This is a genomic window from Paraburkholderia sp. BL10I2N1 (assembly GCF_004361815.1).
Taxonomy (GTDB): Bacteria; Pseudomonadota; Gammaproteobacteria; order Burkholderiales; family Burkholderiaceae; genus Paraburkholderia.
Map to the genome: position 1 here is coordinate 4,282,025 of NZ_SNWA01000001.1, position 17,177 is coordinate 4,299,201.

The 17,177-nt window shown below is 61.3% G+C and carries 21 protein-coding genes, 1 pseudogene and 1 riboswitch; of the genes and pseudogenes, 9 read left to right on the forward strand and 13 right to left on the reverse strand.

Annotated features, from left to right (window positions below):
- Window positions 1–32 precede the first annotated feature (32 nt).
- From B0G77_RS19970 to B0G77_RS19980, 3 genes are all read right to left on the reverse strand, one after another.
- Window positions 33–680: an NAD(P)-dependent oxidoreductase gene (locus B0G77_RS19970; protein WP_133663676.1), complete on the reverse strand. Its 648-nt coding sequence runs from the start codon at window positions 678–680 to the stop codon at window positions 33–35.
- A gap of 141 nt (window positions 681–821) precedes the next feature.
- A complete protein-coding gene (locus B0G77_RS19975; protein ID WP_133663677.1) occupies window positions 822–1,277 on the reverse strand; it encodes an Rrf2 family transcriptional regulator in 456 nt (151 codons plus the stop codon).
- A gap of 66 nt (window positions 1,278–1,343) precedes the next feature.
- Window positions 1,344–1,829 (reverse strand): hypothetical protein, encoded by a 486-nt coding sequence (locus tag B0G77_RS19980; protein WP_133663678.1) that lies wholly within the window; start codon window positions 1,827–1,829, stop codon window positions 1,344–1,346.
- 313 nt (window positions 1,830–2,142) lie between these two features.
- Between B0G77_RS19980 and B0G77_RS19985 the strand changes: the two genes are divergently transcribed.
- A complete protein-coding gene (locus B0G77_RS19985; protein WP_133663679.1) occupies window positions 2,143–2,724 on the forward strand; it encodes a DJ-1/PfpI family protein in 582 nt (193 codons plus the stop codon).
- Window positions 2,725–2,940: 216 nt separating this feature from the next.
- Here B0G77_RS19985 and B0G77_RS19990 read toward each other — a convergent pair whose 3' ends face one another.
- On the reverse strand, window positions 2,941–4,581 hold the full coding sequence (locus tag B0G77_RS19990) for a sensor histidine kinase (protein WP_133663680.1): 1,641 nt from the start codon (window positions 4,579–4,581) through the stop codon (window positions 2,941–2,943).
- A gap of 360 nt (window positions 4,582–4,941) precedes the next feature.
- Here B0G77_RS19990 and B0G77_RS19995 point away from each other — a divergent pair, with 360 nt between their 5' ends.
- Entirely contained in the window at window positions 4,942–6,144 is a 1,203-nt protein-coding gene (locus tag B0G77_RS19995; protein ID WP_133663681.1) for an ammonium transporter, read from the forward strand.
- A 62-nt stretch (window positions 6,145–6,206) separates the two neighbouring features.
- Here the strand turns inward: B0G77_RS19995 and B0G77_RS20000 are convergent, their stop codons facing one another.
- Complete coding sequence (locus tag B0G77_RS20000; protein WP_133663682.1) at window positions 6,207–6,587, reverse strand: DUF190 domain-containing protein; 381 nt, start codon at window positions 6,585–6,587, stop codon at window positions 6,207–6,209.
- Between the two features lie 153 nt (window positions 6,588–6,740).
- Window positions 6,741–6,809, forward strand: a riboswitch (Fluoride riboswitch).
- 74 nt (window positions 6,810–6,883) lie between these two features.
- Here B0G77_RS20000 and crcB point away from each other — a divergent pair.
- From crcB to B0G77_RS44360, 3 genes and pseudogenes are all read left to right on the forward strand, one after another.
- Window positions 6,884–7,264, forward strand: a complete 381-nt coding sequence (gene crcB, locus B0G77_RS20005; protein ID WP_133663683.1) for a fluoride efflux transporter CrcB — start codon at window positions 6,884–6,886, stop codon at window positions 7,262–7,264.
- Window positions 7,265–7,475: 211 nt separating this feature from the next.
- Window positions 7,476–8,723 (forward strand): divalent metal cation transporter, encoded by a 1,248-nt coding sequence (locus B0G77_RS20010; protein WP_133663684.1) that lies wholly within the window; start codon window positions 7,476–7,478, stop codon window positions 8,721–8,723.
- Between the two features lie 115 nt (window positions 8,724–8,838).
- Window positions 8,839–8,961: pseudogene (locus B0G77_RS44360) on the forward strand (YeeE/YedE family protein); the annotation flags it as partial.
- A gap of 54 nt (window positions 8,962–9,015) precedes the next feature.
- Here the strand turns inward: B0G77_RS44360 and csgH are convergent.
- On the reverse strand, window positions 9,016–9,333 hold the full coding sequence (csgH, locus tag B0G77_RS20020; protein WP_133663685.1) for a curli-like amyloid fiber formation chaperone CsgH: 318 nt from the start codon (window positions 9,331–9,333) through the stop codon (window positions 9,016–9,018).
- 494 nt (window positions 9,334–9,827) lie between these two features.
- Here csgH and B0G77_RS20025 point away from each other — a divergent pair, with 494 nt between their 5' ends.
- Window positions 9,828–10,568: a hypothetical protein gene (locus B0G77_RS20025; protein WP_133663686.1), complete on the forward strand. Its 741-nt coding sequence runs from the start codon at window positions 9,828–9,830 to the stop codon at window positions 10,566–10,568.
- A gap of 107 nt (window positions 10,569–10,675) precedes the next feature.
- Here B0G77_RS20025 and B0G77_RS20030 read toward each other — a convergent pair whose 3' ends face one another.
- The 7 genes from B0G77_RS20030 to B0G77_RS44365 form a co-directional block, all read right to left on the reverse strand.
- The gene (locus B0G77_RS20030) at window positions 10,676–10,948 is read right to left on the reverse strand and encodes a hypothetical protein (protein WP_133663687.1); all 273 of its coding nucleotides are present in this window, start codon (window positions 10,946–10,948) and stop codon (window positions 10,676–10,678) included.
- Between the two features lie 13 nt (window positions 10,949–10,961).
- Window positions 10,962–11,225 (reverse strand): hypothetical protein, encoded by a 264-nt coding sequence (locus B0G77_RS20035; protein WP_133663688.1) that lies wholly within the window; start codon window positions 11,223–11,225, stop codon window positions 10,962–10,964.
- Window positions 11,206–11,724, reverse strand: a complete 519-nt coding sequence (locus B0G77_RS20040; protein WP_133663689.1) for a DUF2778 domain-containing protein — start codon at window positions 11,722–11,724, stop codon at window positions 11,206–11,208. Before B0G77_RS20040 ends, B0G77_RS20035 begins: the two co-directional genes overlap by 20 nt.
- Window positions 11,725–11,736: 12 nt before the next feature.
- Window positions 11,737–12,222: a type VI secretion system tube protein TssD gene (tssD, locus tag B0G77_RS20045; protein ID WP_133663690.1), complete on the reverse strand. Its 486-nt coding sequence runs from the start codon at window positions 12,220–12,222 to the stop codon at window positions 11,737–11,739.
- Window positions 12,223–12,465: 243 nt separating this feature from the next.
- Window positions 12,466–12,738 carry an AlpA family transcriptional regulator gene (locus tag B0G77_RS20050; protein WP_133663691.1) on the reverse strand — a complete coding sequence of 91 codons (273 nt, stop codon included), beginning with the start codon at window positions 12,736–12,738 and terminating at the stop codon, window positions 12,466–12,468.
- Window positions 12,735–12,950, reverse strand: a complete 216-nt coding sequence (locus tag B0G77_RS20055; RefSeq protein WP_133663692.1) for a hypothetical protein — start codon at window positions 12,948–12,950, stop codon at window positions 12,735–12,737. Before B0G77_RS20055 ends, B0G77_RS20050 begins: the two co-directional genes overlap by 4 nt.
- 8 nt (window positions 12,951–12,958) lie before the next feature.
- Window positions 12,959–13,186 (reverse strand): hypothetical protein, encoded by a 228-nt coding sequence (locus B0G77_RS44365; RefSeq protein WP_243751055.1) that lies wholly within the window; start codon window positions 13,184–13,186, stop codon window positions 12,959–12,961.
- 41 nt (window positions 13,187–13,227) lie between these two features.
- Here B0G77_RS44365 and B0G77_RS20060 point away from each other — a divergent pair, with 41 nt between their 5' ends.
- The 3 genes from B0G77_RS20060 (at window position 13,228) to B0G77_RS20070 (ending at window position 16,887) form a co-directional block, all read left to right on the forward strand.
- Entirely contained in the window at window positions 13,228–15,213 is a 1,986-nt protein-coding gene (locus B0G77_RS20060; protein WP_243751056.1) for a phage tail protein, read from the forward strand.
- Entirely contained in the window at window positions 15,210–15,350 is a 141-nt protein-coding gene (locus B0G77_RS20065) for a BON domain-containing protein (RefSeq protein ID WP_133663694.1), read from the forward strand. Before B0G77_RS20060 ends, B0G77_RS20065 begins: the two co-directional genes overlap by 4 nt.
- A 700-nt stretch (window positions 15,351–16,050) precedes the next feature.
- Window positions 16,051–16,887 carry an IclR family transcriptional regulator gene (locus tag B0G77_RS20070; RefSeq protein ID WP_133663695.1) on the forward strand — a complete coding sequence of 279 codons (837 nt, stop codon included), beginning with the start codon at window positions 16,051–16,053 and terminating at the stop codon, window positions 16,885–16,887.
- Window positions 16,888–17,177: the final 290 nt, after the last annotated feature.

Sequence of the window (17,177 nt, forward strand, 5' to 3'; positions counted from 1 at the left end):
ATCACGCCTGCGCGCACCGCCAAGGTCAGCCGTCAGTAAGCAAGCGTCGCGATCTGCCGGACAAAGCGGCCTTGTTCCAGCTCATCGACGAACGCAATCGCGTAGTCTTCGGCGGAGATACGGCTGTTGCCGCCGGCGTCAGTGATCAGTGCGTTCGCGCCTGTGCGGAACGTGCCGGTGCGCTCTCCGGGAGCGATCAGCGCGGCCGGAGCGAAAAAGGTCCAGTCGAGGTCGGTCACTGTGCGGTAGTACGTGAGCGCGTCGCGGTGGGCGAGCGCCACGGGCTTGTAGGCATCCGGGAAGCCCTCTGTGTCGACCAGTTGCTTGCCAGGCGCAACTTCGAGCGAACCTGCACCTCCGACCACCACGAGGCGCTTCAATCCGGCCCGGCGCACCCCTTCGACCAGCGCCCTCGACGCCGCCACGACGCCCCCAACCTCCCCTTGCGGCGGAGCATAGGCGCTCGCCACGACATCATGACCGCGCACCGCATCAGCGACGCTGGCTGCATCGAGCACATCCGCCTTTGCCGCCGTGAGGTTCGGGATATCCGCGCTTACGCGCTCGGGATTACGCGACAGCGCCGTCACCTGGTGCCCGCGGCGCGCCGCCTCCGCCGCGATGCGCGAACCGATCATCCCGGTGGCGCCTAACAATGCGATTTTGAGTGTCTTGTTCATTTCAGTACCCCCATGGAATGCATATATGTAACTCAATTGATTACATATATGCCGGAAAAAAGAGGGGCTTGGCCCCCAGTTCACCTCCAGCGCATGTTCCAGCGAAATTTTCGCTGAAACAGACGCCGGCCTGTCCGCGCTTCAGGCACGCACACGCTTTTTTCGTTCGCGCTGCCGCTCCACCCGCTCGACATCGGCGGTGGCGTCCGCCACCGTGCGCGAAGCGAGCGAGGCCTCCATCGCCTGCTGCGCGTCGTCGATGATGCCGCGCAGCACCGCCTGAATATTCCGCCCGACCACACACGCCGGATTCGGCTCCTCCCGATGCATCGCGAAGAGTTGCGCATCGTCGACCGCGCGATAGACCTCCAGCAGCGTGATGTCTTCCGGCGCGCGCGCAAGCAGCGCGCCGCCGCCTGCGCCAAGCTGCGAAGTGGTGAGCCCCGCCTCGGACAGCATCGCGAGCAGACGCCGGATCAACACCGGATTCGTATTGACGCTGCCCGCGATCATCTCCGACGAGAGCGGCACACCGTCCTGTTGCGACAACAGCGCGAGCACATGAACGGCAAACGCAAACCGGCTACTCGTGTTCACAGCGAACCCACCCGGCGACAATGTGTAACCATAGTAATTACATTTAATGACGGCGTCAAATCGTTCTCACTTGTCCATTTGCTTCTGGGCGTCGCTCGTATCGGCCGACGTCGCGGCGGAAACCGAGGCCGCGGTCGACGAGGAAGCCCCTGTGTTCTGTCCCGACCACTGTTGCAGCTTACGCCCGGCCGTCTGGAGACCAGCGCCGGTCATCGAGGCAGCGTGGTCGATCGCTGCGCTCGTCGCGCTGGCCGCGCCCTGGAAATTGGCCTGGGCAGACGAAGCCATTGCAGCAGGATCGATCTTGATCGACGGTGCCGAGGCAGCCGTGCCGAGGTTCTGTTTGGCCGCCGAACGCGTTGCATCGACCTGCTGGCCGACGTAGCTCGCGGCCTGATCGAGCTTCTGGCCCGCGGCCTGCGCGACGTCGTTGAGTTTGCTGTCGGCCTGTCCCGCCGAAGCGTCGTTCTTCTGGCATGCGGCGAGCGCAGCCAGCAACGCAAACGCAAAGGCCGTGCGCCGAAACACAGGGTGGCATGTGATGGAGGTCATCGTCGAGGGGGAGCCGCGTCGAGCGGCTTTTGCATGCGAAAACGCCTCAATCATACGCCGTCGCGCGTGACTGCAAATGCGTCGGCTTCGCCTGCCGCCGATGCCCACGCGAGGCGCGCCGCTGTGTCGTAACAGGTGCCCGTCAGTTGCATGACCGCATCGCGAAACAGGGCGGCGAGCGCTGTGGCATCGCGCGCCTGGAACGTGCGTCATTCGATCTGTGTCATGCCCCAACCGGTCGCCGTTCTGTCAAACACCGTGGAGTAGACTGCGTGAACGTTCGATGTGTTCCACCTTTGACTGGAGGCATGCGATGGCAGCAAAGAAAATCCTGTTCCTGACCGGCGACTTCGCCGAGGATTACGAAACGATGGTGCCGTTTCAGGCACTACAGGCGATCGGCCACGTGGTCGACGCCGTCTGTCCGGGCAAGAAGGCCGGCGACCGTGTGAAAACCGCGATTCACGACTTCGAAGGCGATCAGACCTACACCGAGAAGCCCGGCCACCAGTTCGCGCTGAACGCATCGTTCGACGACGTCGACCCGACCCAGTACGACGCCCTCGCCATTGCGGGCGGACGCGCGCCTGAATACCTGCGCCTCAACCAGAAAGTGATCGACATCGTCCGCCAGTTTGCAGAAGCGAACAAACCGATCGCGGCAGTCTGCCATGCGGCACAACTGCTCGCGGCCGCCGACGTGATCCGCGGCAAGCGGATCTCCGCCTACCCCGCCTGCGCGCCAGAAGTCAAACTGGCGGGCGGCGAATACGCGGACATTCCCATCGATGCCGCCATTACCGACGCGCCGTTCGTGACAGCGCCCGCGTGGCCGGCCCACCCGGAATGGATTCGCCAGTTCCTCGTGCTGCTCGGCACCCGCATCGAGTTGTAATGCCGCATCGTCCGGGCTGCAGCCCTCGCCTCGCAGCCCGCGACTCCCTTCCCGTTGGCAATCACGCCTTGATGACCTGCCTGATGTCCGCGAGAAACACGCCTTCCTATACGGGTCGCTCGATTTTTGGACGGTCTTTCAATGGAACTCACAGAGTGTGGATTGTTACGCTTGCCGTCGCGCTGATTGCGCCTCAAGCGGGCTCCGGCCGGGTTCTCACGGCCGGGCTTCCCCCGAACCGACGACGTCGAGCAGATCGCGCGGTACGATCCGCGAGGCCGCTTCGGGCAACGACACGTAAAACGTCGTTCCCACACCTTCCGTCGATTCCGCCCACACGCGGCCACCGTGCCGTTCCACGACACGGCGCACCAGCGCCAGTCCGATCCCTTCTCCAGGCGCGACGTTGCCATGCAGCCGCTGAAAGGCGCTGAAAAGCCGCGGCAAAGCGATCTCCGGAATCCCGAGGCCGTTGTCCCTCACGTAGAAAATGCACAGCGAACGCACACCTGGCGGTGCGGGCGTCGTGCCGATCTCCACGCGCCCTTCGCGTGACGGGCTAAGATAGTTGACCGCGTTGCCGATCAGGTTGGCAAACACCTGCTCGAGCGCGATAGGGTCTCCCCATACCGGCGGCAAGTCGTGCACGACGATCCGGGCGCCGCGCGCACGGATCGACATCCGCATCGCGTCGATCACGCGCTGCACGATGTCGGCCACCTCGACCTGCTGCTGGTTGTACTCGACCCGCCCTACGCGCGACAGGCGCAACAACGCGTCGATGATGTGCGACGCACGCAGCACCGCGGTCTGCAGATAACGCAGCGCCTCACTGATGTCTTCGTCGATCAGGCGCTCGATGCGCGCGCGCTGCACGTCTGTCAGCGAAGACTCGCGCACGGCTCGACGGAGGTCGCCGCACACGTGAATCAGTTCCTTCGAAAAGCCCTGCAGGTTGACAAGCGGCGAGCGCAGATCGTGCGACACGCTGTAGACGAACATCTCGTTTTCCTGCGTCTGCTGGCGCAGCGTTTCGTTGATGCGGGCAAGTTCACCAGCACGCCGGGCAAGATCGGTCTGGAAGCGGGCCTTCAGCCGTTCAGCCTCAAGCAGACGCCGACTGGTGTCGTGAAGAGTCAGGTCGAGCCGCGCAACTTCGTCAGTACCGGGCAGAGGTTCAGCAAGCGGCTCGTTCTGCGCGAGCCGGCGAGCGCTCTCCGACAGTAACGCCAGCCGGCCGCGCACACCGCGCGCAAGCAGGCCGAACGCCACGGCAACAAACACGATGGAGCCGATCACCGCGGCCACGACCAGCATTTGCTGACGCTCACGGGCCGTTTCAGCCGCACTCATCCGCTCTTCGTCGAGGCGGCGTTCTTCCGACTGGAAGGCGGCAATCTGGGTTTGCACGCGATCGAGCACATCATCGGACTTCGGATCGCTAAAACGGTCCAGCACATCGCGTCGGCGCCCCGCACTCAGCAGATCTTCTACCGCGTCGGACCAGCGCCGGTAAGCCTGCACCGCCTGACGGATCTGCACGGCACGCTCGACCTGCGACGGGTTATCGGCAACCAGTTCGGCCAGACGGTCGATGCGCCGGTCGAGGTCCATCCACAACGCAATCGGGGCCGCGCCGCCAGGTTCGCCCGAAATCACATCACCGCGCAGGCGCACCGACTCGAGCTGCACCGGCTGGAGGATCGCCGTGGTCTGGCGCAGCAGATCCTGACTATGCAGCGCCCAACGCTGTGCCTCCGTTGCGTCGGCCTGCGCCTTGATGATGCCCATCAATAGCACAAGCTCGAACACAGCGGGAATCGCAATCAGCAACAGCCCTTTGGTGGTCAGTTTCATGCGCGCGCCAAAAGTCCGGACAAGACGGACGCCGCCCCGGGACGCACATTATGTCGGCGTTTCGGACGGAAGACAAAGCCCGCTCCGCCAGCTTTCAGCACGCCTGCCGGCAACTTCGCAATATCGGGACCGGGCGCCGCATGCACCGAAAGCGCGATCGTCAACAGCCCAAAATCCCACCTTTAATGCATACGCACCACGCAGGTGCGCTCAAGAGTGAGTAAAGGCTTCCGAAAAAAATTGCACACAACCCCGGATAACCCAATCCAGTGCACTTTGGCACCTCCGACAGACGTTTCGCCCCGATTTGGCCCGCTTCTTGCGTTCCATGCCCGCTTTTTGCGCACAGCAGGATTTCAGATGGAAAGTTTAAAGGCCGGAACCGACACGCTCTTTCTGCTACTCGGCGCCGCAATGGTGCTTGCGATGCACGCAGGCTTCGCGTTTCTCGAACTCGGCACGGTCCGCAAGAAGAATCAGGTCAACGCTCTGGTCAAGATTCTGGTCGACTTTTCGGTCTCGACTATCGCTTATTTCTTCATCGGCTATACGATCGCTTACGGCGTGCGGTTCTTCGATCCCGCCGATGTGCTCGCGGCCCACAACGGCTACGCGCTGGTGCGCTTTTTCTTCCTGTTGACATTCGCCGCGGCGATTCCGGCGATCGTGTCGGGCGGGATTGCAGAGCGCTCGAAGTTCAATCCGCAGTTGTTCGCGACGTTCGTGCTGGTCGGCTTCATCTATCCGTTCTTCGAAGGCATCGTGTGGAATAACCGGTTCGGCGTGCAGGCGTGGGTTAGCCAGACGTTTGGCGCGCCCTTTCACGATTTCGCCGGCTCTGTCGTGGTGCATGCGTTCGGCGGGTGGATCGCGCTACCGGCCGTCGTGCTGCTCGGCGCGCGTCATGGCCGCTATCACCGTGACGGCCGAATCGCCGCCCATCCGCCCTCCAACATCCCGTTCCTTGCGCTCGGCGCGTGGGTACTGACGGTCGGCTGGTTCGGCTTCAACGTGATGAGCGCGCAGACGATCGACAAGATCAGCGGCCTCGTGGCCGTCAATTCGCTGATGGCGATGGTCGGCGGCACGCTGACCGCCTGGCTCGCCGGGCGTAACGACCCCGGCTTCACGTACAACGGGCCGCTTGCCGGACTCGTCGCCGTCTGCGCCGGCTCGGACATCATGCACCCGCTTGGTGCGCTTGTGACAGGTGGTATTGCGGGCGCGCTGTTCGTCTACATGTTCACCTGCGTCCAGAACCGCATGCGCATTGACGATGTTCTCGGCGTGTGGCCGCTGCACGGGCTGTGCGGCGCATGGGGCGGTATCGCCGCCGGGATCTTCGGACTGCACGCGCTGGGTGGACTTGGCGGCGTCTCTCTCGGCGCGCAGATCGTCGGCACGCTGGGCGGCATCGTGGTCGCGACGGCCGGCGGCGCTGCCGTGTACGGCTTGATCCGCGTGACCGTCGGCCTGCGGCTCGATCGGGAAGATGAGTTCAACGGAGCCGACCTGTCGATTCACCAGATCACGTCGATGCCGGAGCGCGAAAGCGTCGGCTGAAGCCCCGCGAGTGACATCGCGCCATACCGCGCGACCCACACGCCGGCGCGGCAGCACGGAACTCAGGTGGCCGCGCGGTGAAAACGATGCAGCAGCGAAAAGCGTTTCACCTTGCGCCGCGCCGGTTCATCGGCGCCAAGCATGCCGAACTCGATCGGGCAGCGCGTATAAAACACGTGGACGTTTTCGCGCTGGATCGCATCGAACATCAATTGGGCCTCGATTTCGGTGACTGCGAAAATCACCTGCAGCGGCTGGTCGGTCAACTCGAAGAAGCGCGCGGCGTGATGGACGCCCGCGTGACTGACACCTTCGGTGGCCGTGATGACCGTCGAGCCATGGATGCCGACCTGCTTCGCCTTCGCAAGCAGCCATTCGACCACGGACTGACGCCCATGCCTGCGGCTCTGCTCGGTGTAAAACGTGAGTTGGTAGCCTTTCATGGCGGCCTCCAGCGAGAGCCGGTTGTGCAAAAGCCTGACAGACAGCGCCATATCGGCGGCGCCTGACGCTTCATTCTAGTTCACCGCCATCCATCGCATGGTGCAACGCGGAACCGGCGCGCGCTATCGCTGCGGACGACCGCCGATGATAGACTCCCGGCCGGAGATGGCATTCTCCGTTGTCCTTGAACCGCCGTCGTGGCTGATGATGCCTGCCCTCGCCCGGGAACCCGCGCAAGGCAGCGCCGCGCCTGCGCAGCCCGGTTTATCGACCTCCGCCAAGGACTTTAACAACGATGTATCTGTCTATCTTTGCCGTCGGAATCGGCGGCGCGCTCGGTTCGCTGCTGCGCTGGATTCTCGGTGTGCGTCTGAACACCGTATTTCCCCTTCTGCCGTTCGGCACTCTTGCGTCGAACATCATCGCGGGTTACATCATCGGCGTTGCAATCGCAGTGTTCGGGCGCTATCCGGGTATCGCCCCCGAATGGCGGCTCTTCGTGATTACCGGATTGATGGGCGGGCTTTCGACGTTCTCCACCTTTTCCGCGGAAGTTGTCAGCCACCTGCAACAGGGACGGCTCGGCTGGGCTGCCGGGGAGATCGCGATTCATGTCGGCAGTTCGCTTCTGATGACCATACTCGGTCTCGGGACCGTCGCCCTGATGGCGCGCTAACTGGCACACCGATACGCGGGACTGAGGCGCCTCGCCCATGGAGAAGGCCGGTCGGTCATGGTCTGGCGCTGTGCGGCGGCGCTACTTCCCATGCCCGCTGTTCAGGCCCAGCGCCTGAGCCGGGACCGGAACCGGAACTGGAGCCGGGACGGCATCCCACGCGCTACAATCCCTCGCCGCCCGTCTCCCCTCCTGACCGCTGCCGACATCCATGCGTGGCTCGCTGCTGCTGAAAAGAAAGACGTGCGACATGCTGCGCGCAAGCGCAGCCTGGGGCCCGGGTCTGCTCGTCATGCTTGCCGACTGTGACGCCGGCAATGTCGTCACCGCCGCGCAGAGCGGCGCTCAATGGGGCATTCGCCTGCTGCCGGTACTCTTCGCTCTCGTTCCCCTGCTTTACATGGTTCAGGAACTCAGCGTGCGCCTTGGCATTTTCACGGGACAAGGCCATGGCCAACTGATCCGCAAACGGTTCGGCCCGACGTGGGGCTGGATATCTGCCCTGGGACTCGTCGTTGCCGTGATGGGTTCGCTGATTACCGAATTCACGGGTGTCGCAGGCGTAGGTGAAATGTACGGCGTCTCGCGCAACATGACGCTGCCCCTGGCTGTCGTGATCCTGCTGGCGGTGATCCTCACCGGCTCGCATCGACGTGTCGACAGGGTGGCCATCGCCATCGGAACCTTTGAGCTGAGTTTTTTCGCGGTCGCCTGGCACGCCCACCCGAGTATCAGGGCGCTGGCCGGGCAGTTGCGTGACATTCCCTTTGCGCATCCTCAGTTCGCGTGGCTTTCCGCCGCGCTCATTGGCGCGACATTCAATCCGTGGATGGTCTTCTATCAGCAGGCGGCGATTGCCGACAAGAAGCTCACTGCGAGCGACTATCCTTCGGCACGCGTTGAAACGGCGGTTGGCGCCGTGCTCACGCAATCTCTGACGGCGGCCATTCTCGTCGCGGCCGCCACGACGCTATCGAGCACGGGACCACAGCATGGCCTGCAAAGCGTGGGCGAAATCAGCACGGCGCTGTCAGGTATCGCCGGCTGGCAAGTCGGGCGACTGCTCTTCAGCGCCGGCGTGCTCGGGGCCTCGCTCGTGGCCAGCATCGTCTGCTCACTGGCGCTGGCGTGGGGTCTGGGCGAAGTTGCCGGCTACAGTCGCTCGCTCGACGGGCGGCCCTCGCACGCACCGTGGTTTTACGGCGTCTATGCCGCCGCTCTCGCGCTCAGCGCACTGGTTGTCTGGCTGGCGCCCGACCTCGTCCTGTTGAACGTTGCAGCGCAGGTCGTCAACGCATTGATGCTGCCGCTCGTAGTCGGCTTGCTGATCTCGTTGAGCATAGTAGCGTTGCCTGCCGCGCGGCGGCCCCGCCGCGTGTACTTCTGGCTCGTGTGCACCGTATCGGCGCTGGTTTGCGTCGCGGGCCTGTTTGGCGCCGCGCTCGGCTGGCGCTCATGAACCACTGCGCAACCGGTTTTCACCTCATCGCATCGACTTATGGCCATAGAGACACATCATGTCGATTGGTGTCGTGAATTACACGCCCCTCCTTTCTCTCGCGGGATGACTCGCGATTGGCGTCGCTGCCACCGTGCTCATCCTTTTCAACGGACGAATCGCGGGCATCAGCGGCATCCCTGGCGGATTGCTGGCGTGGCCGCGCGACGACGTCGCCTGGCGAACCGCCTTTCTGGCAGCGCGAGTGCAAACTCCTGTGGCAAATGTGGGAATGGCGTCAACCGCGATTCGGCTATTTTTTCGCCGTGCAGTCATACGAATACCGGCCTATTTCCTTGTCGCCCTCGCGCAAGGTCAGGTCGACTTCACAACTACCGCCCACCTGTGGGGTAACGCGAACCGTCGACACGGCTTGAGGCCGTCCCGGCGAAACGCTTAGGGTGCCCCCTTGCGAGACGTTGGAAGTACCCGTCCTGCCGCTGTTGACGACATTCAGTTGATATTCGAGACGCGCTTCACGCGCCCACTCGACGTATGGCACGACGACAACCTGACTCTGATTCGAGTTCGCGTCGAACCAGACGGCTGGGTTGCTATCGGCTATCAACATCGCGCCCTCCTTTGACGAACATGCCACGTCGGTTGCTTATGGGCCGTATGTTGGACTATCGCACAGCGGGGATGATTTCCCCGGTCATGTCACCGGCCGCACAGTGCGCGGGCCGTGCCTATGCACGCTCGGCCAGCGCCAGCCAGACCGGACACGGCGTATCGAGTCCGAAGCCTGGGCATTCGACAGCATGCCGGAGCGCATTCGCCCGATAAGAAGAATAGAAGTGAGATGAGGGCATTTGCGATAACCATGCTACCCCCGCCATGGCAAAATCGCCGCGTGAACCTGGCCTTTGCGGCGACAGCCGCGCTGGGCGAATTCAAGGGAGACGGAGGTTTGCCGGAGCGATGGGTTCCGTGACAACCGTCACTTCCGTGAGGCGTCTCCAGGAACAGAAGAACATGCACGCCAGCGATGTGCTCCCGGTTGCATTCCCGTGCAGTTGGCCAGCGGTCGAAGGCAAAAAACAAAATTAGGTTCGGGGAATATCCATGTCAACCTATAGAGAGACTCCACGCGTAACCGGCGGCCTGTCCCACGCACAATCTCCTTCTCTCCCGCTCAGGTCGGCATTGCGCCGCTGGAACCTGCGGGTGCAGTGGACGATTGCCGCACTTAGCGCAATCGTCGCCGTCGCGGCGGCGCGCTGGTACGGCAGCTATGGCGCCGCGTTGGGACTGGCGCAGTTCCTGGTGATTTTTGCGCTCTTCGGAGCCGGCCTGCTTCATGCAATCTCGATCTTGCGGACCCAGTCGAATGCGCTGTGCGACGGCGATCTGTCACGGGACGTGTCTCTGGCGGGGCGCGACGAACTGGCGGCGCTGGGCGAACAGGGGCGCGTACTCGCCTACCAGTTGTCGCAGATGGTGGCGCGCATGCGCAGCGAAGCCGAACTGATCGCCATGGGAGGGGCCCAGGCGACCCAACATGCCACCTCGCTGTCGCAACGCACCGAATCGCAGGCTGCCAACCTGGAGCAGACCCGTGCCTCACTCGAAGCCTTGCTGGAAGCCGTGCGCTACAACACCGATCAAACACAGCAAGCCGATGAGCGGTCTGCACGTGCGCATGCCGATGCGGTAGCGGGACAGGCCGCGGTGCGCGCTTCGGTCGAAAGCATTGAGCGCATCGAGCAACGTTCGCGCGAGATGGGAGAGATACTCGGTGTGATCGATGGCATCGCCTTCCAGACCAAAATTCGCGCGCACCGCGCAATGCCTTATCCCGCTTGAATCTCCACTACGCCTCGGTTTTTGACCCACCACTTACCCCCCGAAACGAGCCTGAAGAGATCTGACCAGATAGGACCAGACTGGACGGGCGGTGGCCTGATCGCCGCTCATGGAGCGCAGTTTTTTTTGCGTTGGCAGTGCCGCCATAGCCTCATGATCACCACATAGGCAAGCGTCGCCACAAGCAGATCAGCCAACAGCATGAGCGGGATGTATAAATCATCCGGGTCACGAATGCCAAGCCGATTTGCAGCGTGTAACCACGCAAGCGCCTGACTTTCCGGCATCGGTATAGGGTATGTGTGGACGTAGGGCACGGAGAGGCAGAACAGGCCGACAAACAGCGCCACCTTGACGAGCCTACCGACAAGTGCGGTCATCAATCGCTATTTTTCAACGTTGCCTGTTGCCGCGATAGAGCCGCCATAGCCTTATGATCGCCGCATAAGCAAGCACTGCCACGATCAGTTCGATAGTCAGCCATACCGCGAAATACAAGTTGTCGGGGTCATCGACACCGAGCCAATCCGAAGCACGAAACCATGCACGTGTTTCGGCTGCTGACCACTCATTGGACAGTGGGATATAACGAACTGAAAGAAGAACTAACCCGATAAACAGCGCGACCTTGAATAGCCTACGGACAAGTATTGCCATGCGTGATGACCTCGATCGTTCCGTATGAGTTAAGTCCTGAATTGCCAGCAGCGATGGTTTTGGTGTGCAAAAGCGCCGTGCGGACTCTCAGGAAATCGACACGGCTCGGCAAGGTAATGCATCCGAATGACAAGCCAGCACCTCCTGCCGGATGCAACCGGAACTGTCCACGCTTGACACCATTAACCCACGTCACATCGTCAATCATCCCGTCATCCCGATACAGCGCGAACCATTCGCTGTGATCGGACGGATTTCCTTTGTAAGAATTCCACTCATCCTTAAGCCACGCTTGAACCTTGGAGCCTACGCCGCCAGTAGGGCGTGCGACGATCCAATACTTACCGGCCGGAATAGGTCCTTTGCTGGCCATCGCCGTGCATCCGCCCCGATTCCGATATATTTCATCGCCCGAAAATGCGTCGTATGTACCCACACCATCAATCGTGAGCGGCGACAGCCATTTGTTATCAACAACAAATTTTCCAGTAACAGCCATTGTCACTCCCGCTCAGGCGCGTTCATTCCAAGCATCGGTGTATTTGATATTGCCGTCCAGATAGTGCCATGTGATCCGCTCATACATCATCGACACCGCTTCAGAGTGATTGAGCGCGGACGCCTGCGCCAGCCGTGTATTAGTCATGCCGGGATTGATGCCGCAGACCTTTACGCCTTCGAGTAGCATCACGAAATACACTTCCTCTTTCCCTGCATCGTTGATGCGATACCACTTGATTTCGGCCGACTGCAGCGTTTGACCCGTCGCCACCGCTTTGTAAAGATACGGCGTCGCTGAATCAAACTCCTTTTCAAACGCAACCGGCGAGTGCGAACGTGCGCCGGTAATCTTTCCGTTAGCAGCATCGACCGGCAGATTCACACCGTGGCCGAAACTGATAATTTCAATGCTTCCCTCGCGATCCTGAACGGTCGAAGAACCTTTGATGTCTGCGCCGCCATCGTCTTTCAGCCACATATGTGCAGGAATTGGCATCTTTAGTTTTTCCTTGAATGGTTAAACGAGCGCTGCAATGTTGCGACCTCATTTCTAATAGGGTACGCATTCCGCGAACGGACAATCTTTTACCCGGATACCCATGCGTTTGCAATGACACTTCTATGCGTTATGAATACTTTGACGTTATTTGACAAACGTCAGCAGTGTGAATGCGATCTGATCGAGCGCAGCGAGCAGGCAAAAAAAGACCCGCTCGGGGCGGGTCTGGTGGTGTGGTGATCATGCTTCCGATCCCGTTTTCTTCGCCTTACTTGGCGGCTTGGGTATCTGATCTGCCGGTGCGGTCGGGTCGGGTTTCTGCATCTCTGCGGCACGATCTGCGATCCATTGATTAACCTCGCTTTCACGCCAGCGCACCGCCTGCACGCTGATCTTGATCGGCTTGGGAAAAGTGCCTGCGGCGATCTTCAGATAGATCGTTCTGCCGCTCAGTCCGATGCGCTGCTCGACCTCTGCCATCCGTAACAGGCGGTCATTTTCAGGGGGTGTCATGGCGACTCCGAATCGTCGTGTTGCTCGCTGGTCTCCCAGCCGTGCGGCAATGAACCGCCTTCGACATCGAACACGTTGATCACGAGAACTAGCAAGGCCAGTTGATTCGGTTCAAGGTGAATCTCGGCGCGTGATACACCGCCTAAAATCTCACCGTCGCACCTGACTAGCGGCGGGGTCTCTGACAGGTCAACTTGAATTTTCCGGTTCATTGGGTGCCTCACCAGTTGGCGGGGTCGATGGCTTCTGCGGTGCCGAAGGTGCAAGGACCGCATAGGCCGGATTGATAGACGACGCGGCCAGCTTTTACACCGGTCACGCATGGCGACTCGTCGCACACCTCGCAGCGCGTGCCGTAGTCAGGCTCGAATGAATCGACCGCAGCGGGGTCAGCAGTTGATGCTGGCGGCGCGAGTTTCGCGCGCGCCTTCCTGCTTCGTGATGACATGGGAAAGTCTCCGACTAGGGGCCGCAGTTCGCGACCAGATAATGCAGGATCAGGGAGCGCACACCTGCGAAACACAGGACGGTAGCGAACTGATCTATCCGTACTCGGCGCTCGCAGGGGTGCAGGTGGACGCCTCGACGTTCCGCGCGATCCCTAAGCAGTCGTTCGACACGCGCATGCTGCGGGTGCAGATTCCGTCGAACTACGATCCGATCTCGCGCGAGTATCCCGGCGTATGGGACGGCACCTTTAGAGTCGCGTGGACCGATAACCCTGCGTGGATTTTCTATGACGTGGCAGTGACGCGCCGCTATGGCCTCGGTGCGTACCTGAATCCGCAACTGATGGACAAGTGGACGCTGTACGACATCAGCCAATACTGTGATGGCATGGTGGCGGATGGCTTCGGCGGACTAGAGCCGCGCTACACCTGCAACGTCTACATTCAGGAACGCGCCGACGCCATCGCAGTGATGCAGCAGTTCGCGAGCATCTTTAACGGCATGCTTTTCTGGTCCGGTGGTGCGCTCACCGTGACGGCAGACCGGCCTTCTGATCCGGTGATGGCCTTCACACCTGCCAGCGTCATCAACGGCGAATTCGGCTATGTGGGCACGCCACTGAACCAGCGGCACACGGTCGCGCTGGTGACATGGAACAATCCTGCGAACCGCTACGAGCAGGAAATTGAGTACGTAGAGGACGGCGAATCAATCGCGCAGTTCGGCCTGCGGGAAGCCGAAGTGCTGGCCTTCGGATGCACCTCGCGGGGCCTCGCGCACCGCATCGGTCGTAGCATCCTGCTAACCGAGCAGATGCTTTCAGAAACGGTGTCGTTCAAGACTGGCGTGAATGCGGCCTTCATGCGACCCGGCGACGTGTTCACGACGACCGACCCGACGCGCGCAGGTGCGCGCAATGGTGGCCGCATCCTTGGCGGTGACGCTTCTACGGTCGCGCTCGATGCACCTGTGACGATCACTGCCGGGGTCAGTTATCGGCTGTCAGTGATGCTGCCGAATGGACGGCTTGAGACCCGCGACGTGTTCGGCGCGCTCAGTGGTGATCAGACCCAGCTAACCGTAGCGCCGCCGTTCTCGCTGCCGGTCTCCCGCATGGGCGTCTGGTCCCTGTGGGCGTCCAATCTGCAAAGCGAGCTATGGCGGTGTCTGTCGCTGACCGAGGATGAAGACGGCAACATTCAGGTCAACGGGGTGATGTATAACGCGAGCAAGTTTGCGGCAATCGAGCAGGGGCTTGCGCTCGAAATGCCTGAAACGTCGATCATTGATCCGTTCAACATTGCGCCGCCGTCTGAACTGAACCTGACCGAAAGCCTGTATCAAATCTCACCGGTCATTGTTGGCGCGCGCGTGACGTTTTCATGGCTCGCGCCGACTGGCGCGATCCGCTTTCAGGTCGCGTATCAGTCCGCGACAGGTTCCCCGGTGGTGGAAGAAACCGGGATGAACAGCATCGACGTTCAGCCGACTACACCCGGCATGTGGTTTTTCACTGTGTGGGCGGTCAACAGTCTCGGCATCATGTCGCGGCCTGCGTCGATCCAGCGCGAACTGTACGGCCTGAATCGACCGCCTCAGAACGTGCAGCAGTTCCAGCTTGACATCATCAACGACAGCGCGAATCTGACGTGGCAACTTGCGACGGACCTTGATGTGCTGGTGGGCGGACAGTTGCTTATCCGCTATTCGCCGCGCATGTCCACGCTGGTGACGTGGGAAGAATCCAGCGAGATCGCACGCTTTGCAGGGTCCGCGAGTAACGGCTTTGTGCCGCTGATGAAAGGCACCTACCTTGCGAAGTATGAGAATTCGTCAGGCTGGCTCTCAATCGACGCGACGATGATTGTCAGCACGACGGGACCGCTGCGCGATATGAACGTGGTCGCGGAACTGCCGCAGGAACCTTTGTTCCTTGGCGAACACATCAACACGGTGGTGCGGTATGGCGTGCTGTATGTGGACACGACGCCTGAGGGCTGCGGTTCGCGGCCAGGCATTCCATGATCAAGATTGCTCGTTCAGGAGAACTCACGCTTGTCGGATGGGTACCCGCGCGTGAACAGATCGCGCTGGCCGAACGGAGCGCGAACAAGGTGGACGGCGTCACCTCGGCGAACAACCTGCTCTCGCGTGGTCGTTGAAATCGAATGGATGCGCCGCGCAGGCGACGCTCGAAGATTGAATCTGGTCAAGGTTTTCAAACCGGCGCCGGCAGGGACGCTTTAATAGTAAGTGACCTCGATGGATTTCACCCCGCGGCTCTCGCAGACAGAGTCGAGAACTGAGTGCGGCATGTGTTCCGGAACACGCACACGGCCTATCGGATGCCGGACCGCAGCGCGTCTTTCGCCGTTCGACCAGCCTTTGTTGTCTGTTCACGCGTGTTAGCGATTGCTGCAGACTTTTTTGTGCGCCGATAGCGCACAAAAAAAAAGCGTCACATAACCGTGACGCCTTAAAAAGTTCTAGCCATTCCGAGGGCCGTGCTAGAACCTGAGAGACGGGATCCGAAATCCGATTTCCTCATCTGGCTCTGCTCGAACCCTTGTGCTCCAGCCTTGAAACCCGCACCGGCGCGGTTCAGACATGCTTTGAAAGGATTCCAAAAGCATCGACAGAACATCGATTTTCGAAATGAAATTCCATTTTTTATGTTTATGCTGACTAAGTCAAGCAAAATGTCGTCCCACTGTACGCGCCACGGCACCAGATTCGCTACAATGAATCTTCAGATGAAACTCGCTCCGAAGGCCCCGCCGAGAGGGCTTCCGGGCGTCGATGGGATAGATTGGGACCCATCGGCACAATCAAAAAAATGAAATACAGTTCCATAAAAACGAAATGAGCCTGCAACGGACACCCACGCACATCACCGATCCACTGAAGGACAAGGACGGTTCCGCCGACGAAGTGACCGCGCTCGCGCGCGGCATCACCGTGCTCAGGCAGATTGCCGCTGCCGACGCACCCCTCAGTAACCGCGAACTGACCGAACTGACGGGGATTCCGAAGCCGACCGTGTCCCGCATTACCGCGACGCTCGTCGGCGCCGGCTTTCTGTTCCGGCTGCCGGACAGCGAGCGCTTCGTCCTCACCGCCTCCGTGCTCGAACTGAGCAACGGCTTCCTGCGCAACTTCGATATCCGCGCACGCTCGCGGCCGTTCCTGATTGATCTGGCCGAGCGCACTTCGCTGTCGGTGCATCTGGCGGTACGCGACCGTCTGGACATGGTGGTCATCGATACCATCCGCCCGCGCTCGGCCGTGCTCGTGTCGCGACTGGAGGTCGGCTCGCGGATGGACATGTGCCGCACCGCCGTCGGTCGAGCCTACATGGCCGCGTTGAGCGAGCCGGAGCGGCAACGGCTGCTCGTCGGCCTGCAGGCGGCCGCCGGGGAAGATTGGGCGCATCTCGGCACCCGCCTCGACGACGCCTTGCAGGAAACCATCGCCCAGGGCTACGCGATTGCGACCGGCGAATGGCACGAAAACCTCAACGCGGTCGCCGTAGGCTTCATCGGCCCATCCGGCGAACGCTATGCGGTCAACTGCGGCGGCGCGGCGCATCAGTGCCCGCGCGACTGGCTCACGTCGCGCGCCGTGCCAGCCCTCATCGAATGCATCGGGAAAATCGTGCGCGAGATTGGCGGCGCGCCCGGCCAGCGTCTCGACGATTGAGACATCGAATCCCCGGTTGCAGTCGCCGCGGGTGTAACTCAGGTAACCAATCGAAAAATACGCCGCTGGACTGTAACAAGCCGGGGGACGTAGCATCATGCTTTCAGCGCGGCGGCGCCCGTTGCAACGCCGGCAAACTGGTTCGACCCGGTGTGTTCACCTGTCGAGCGCAGTCATACTCGCAACGACGCGCCTTAACATCTTTTCCCCGCGCCTCGCGTAGCATCGCATCGAGCGAGGCATCGGCATGGGTCAATATCACGGCGCTCATGAACGTCACCTGACGCCTT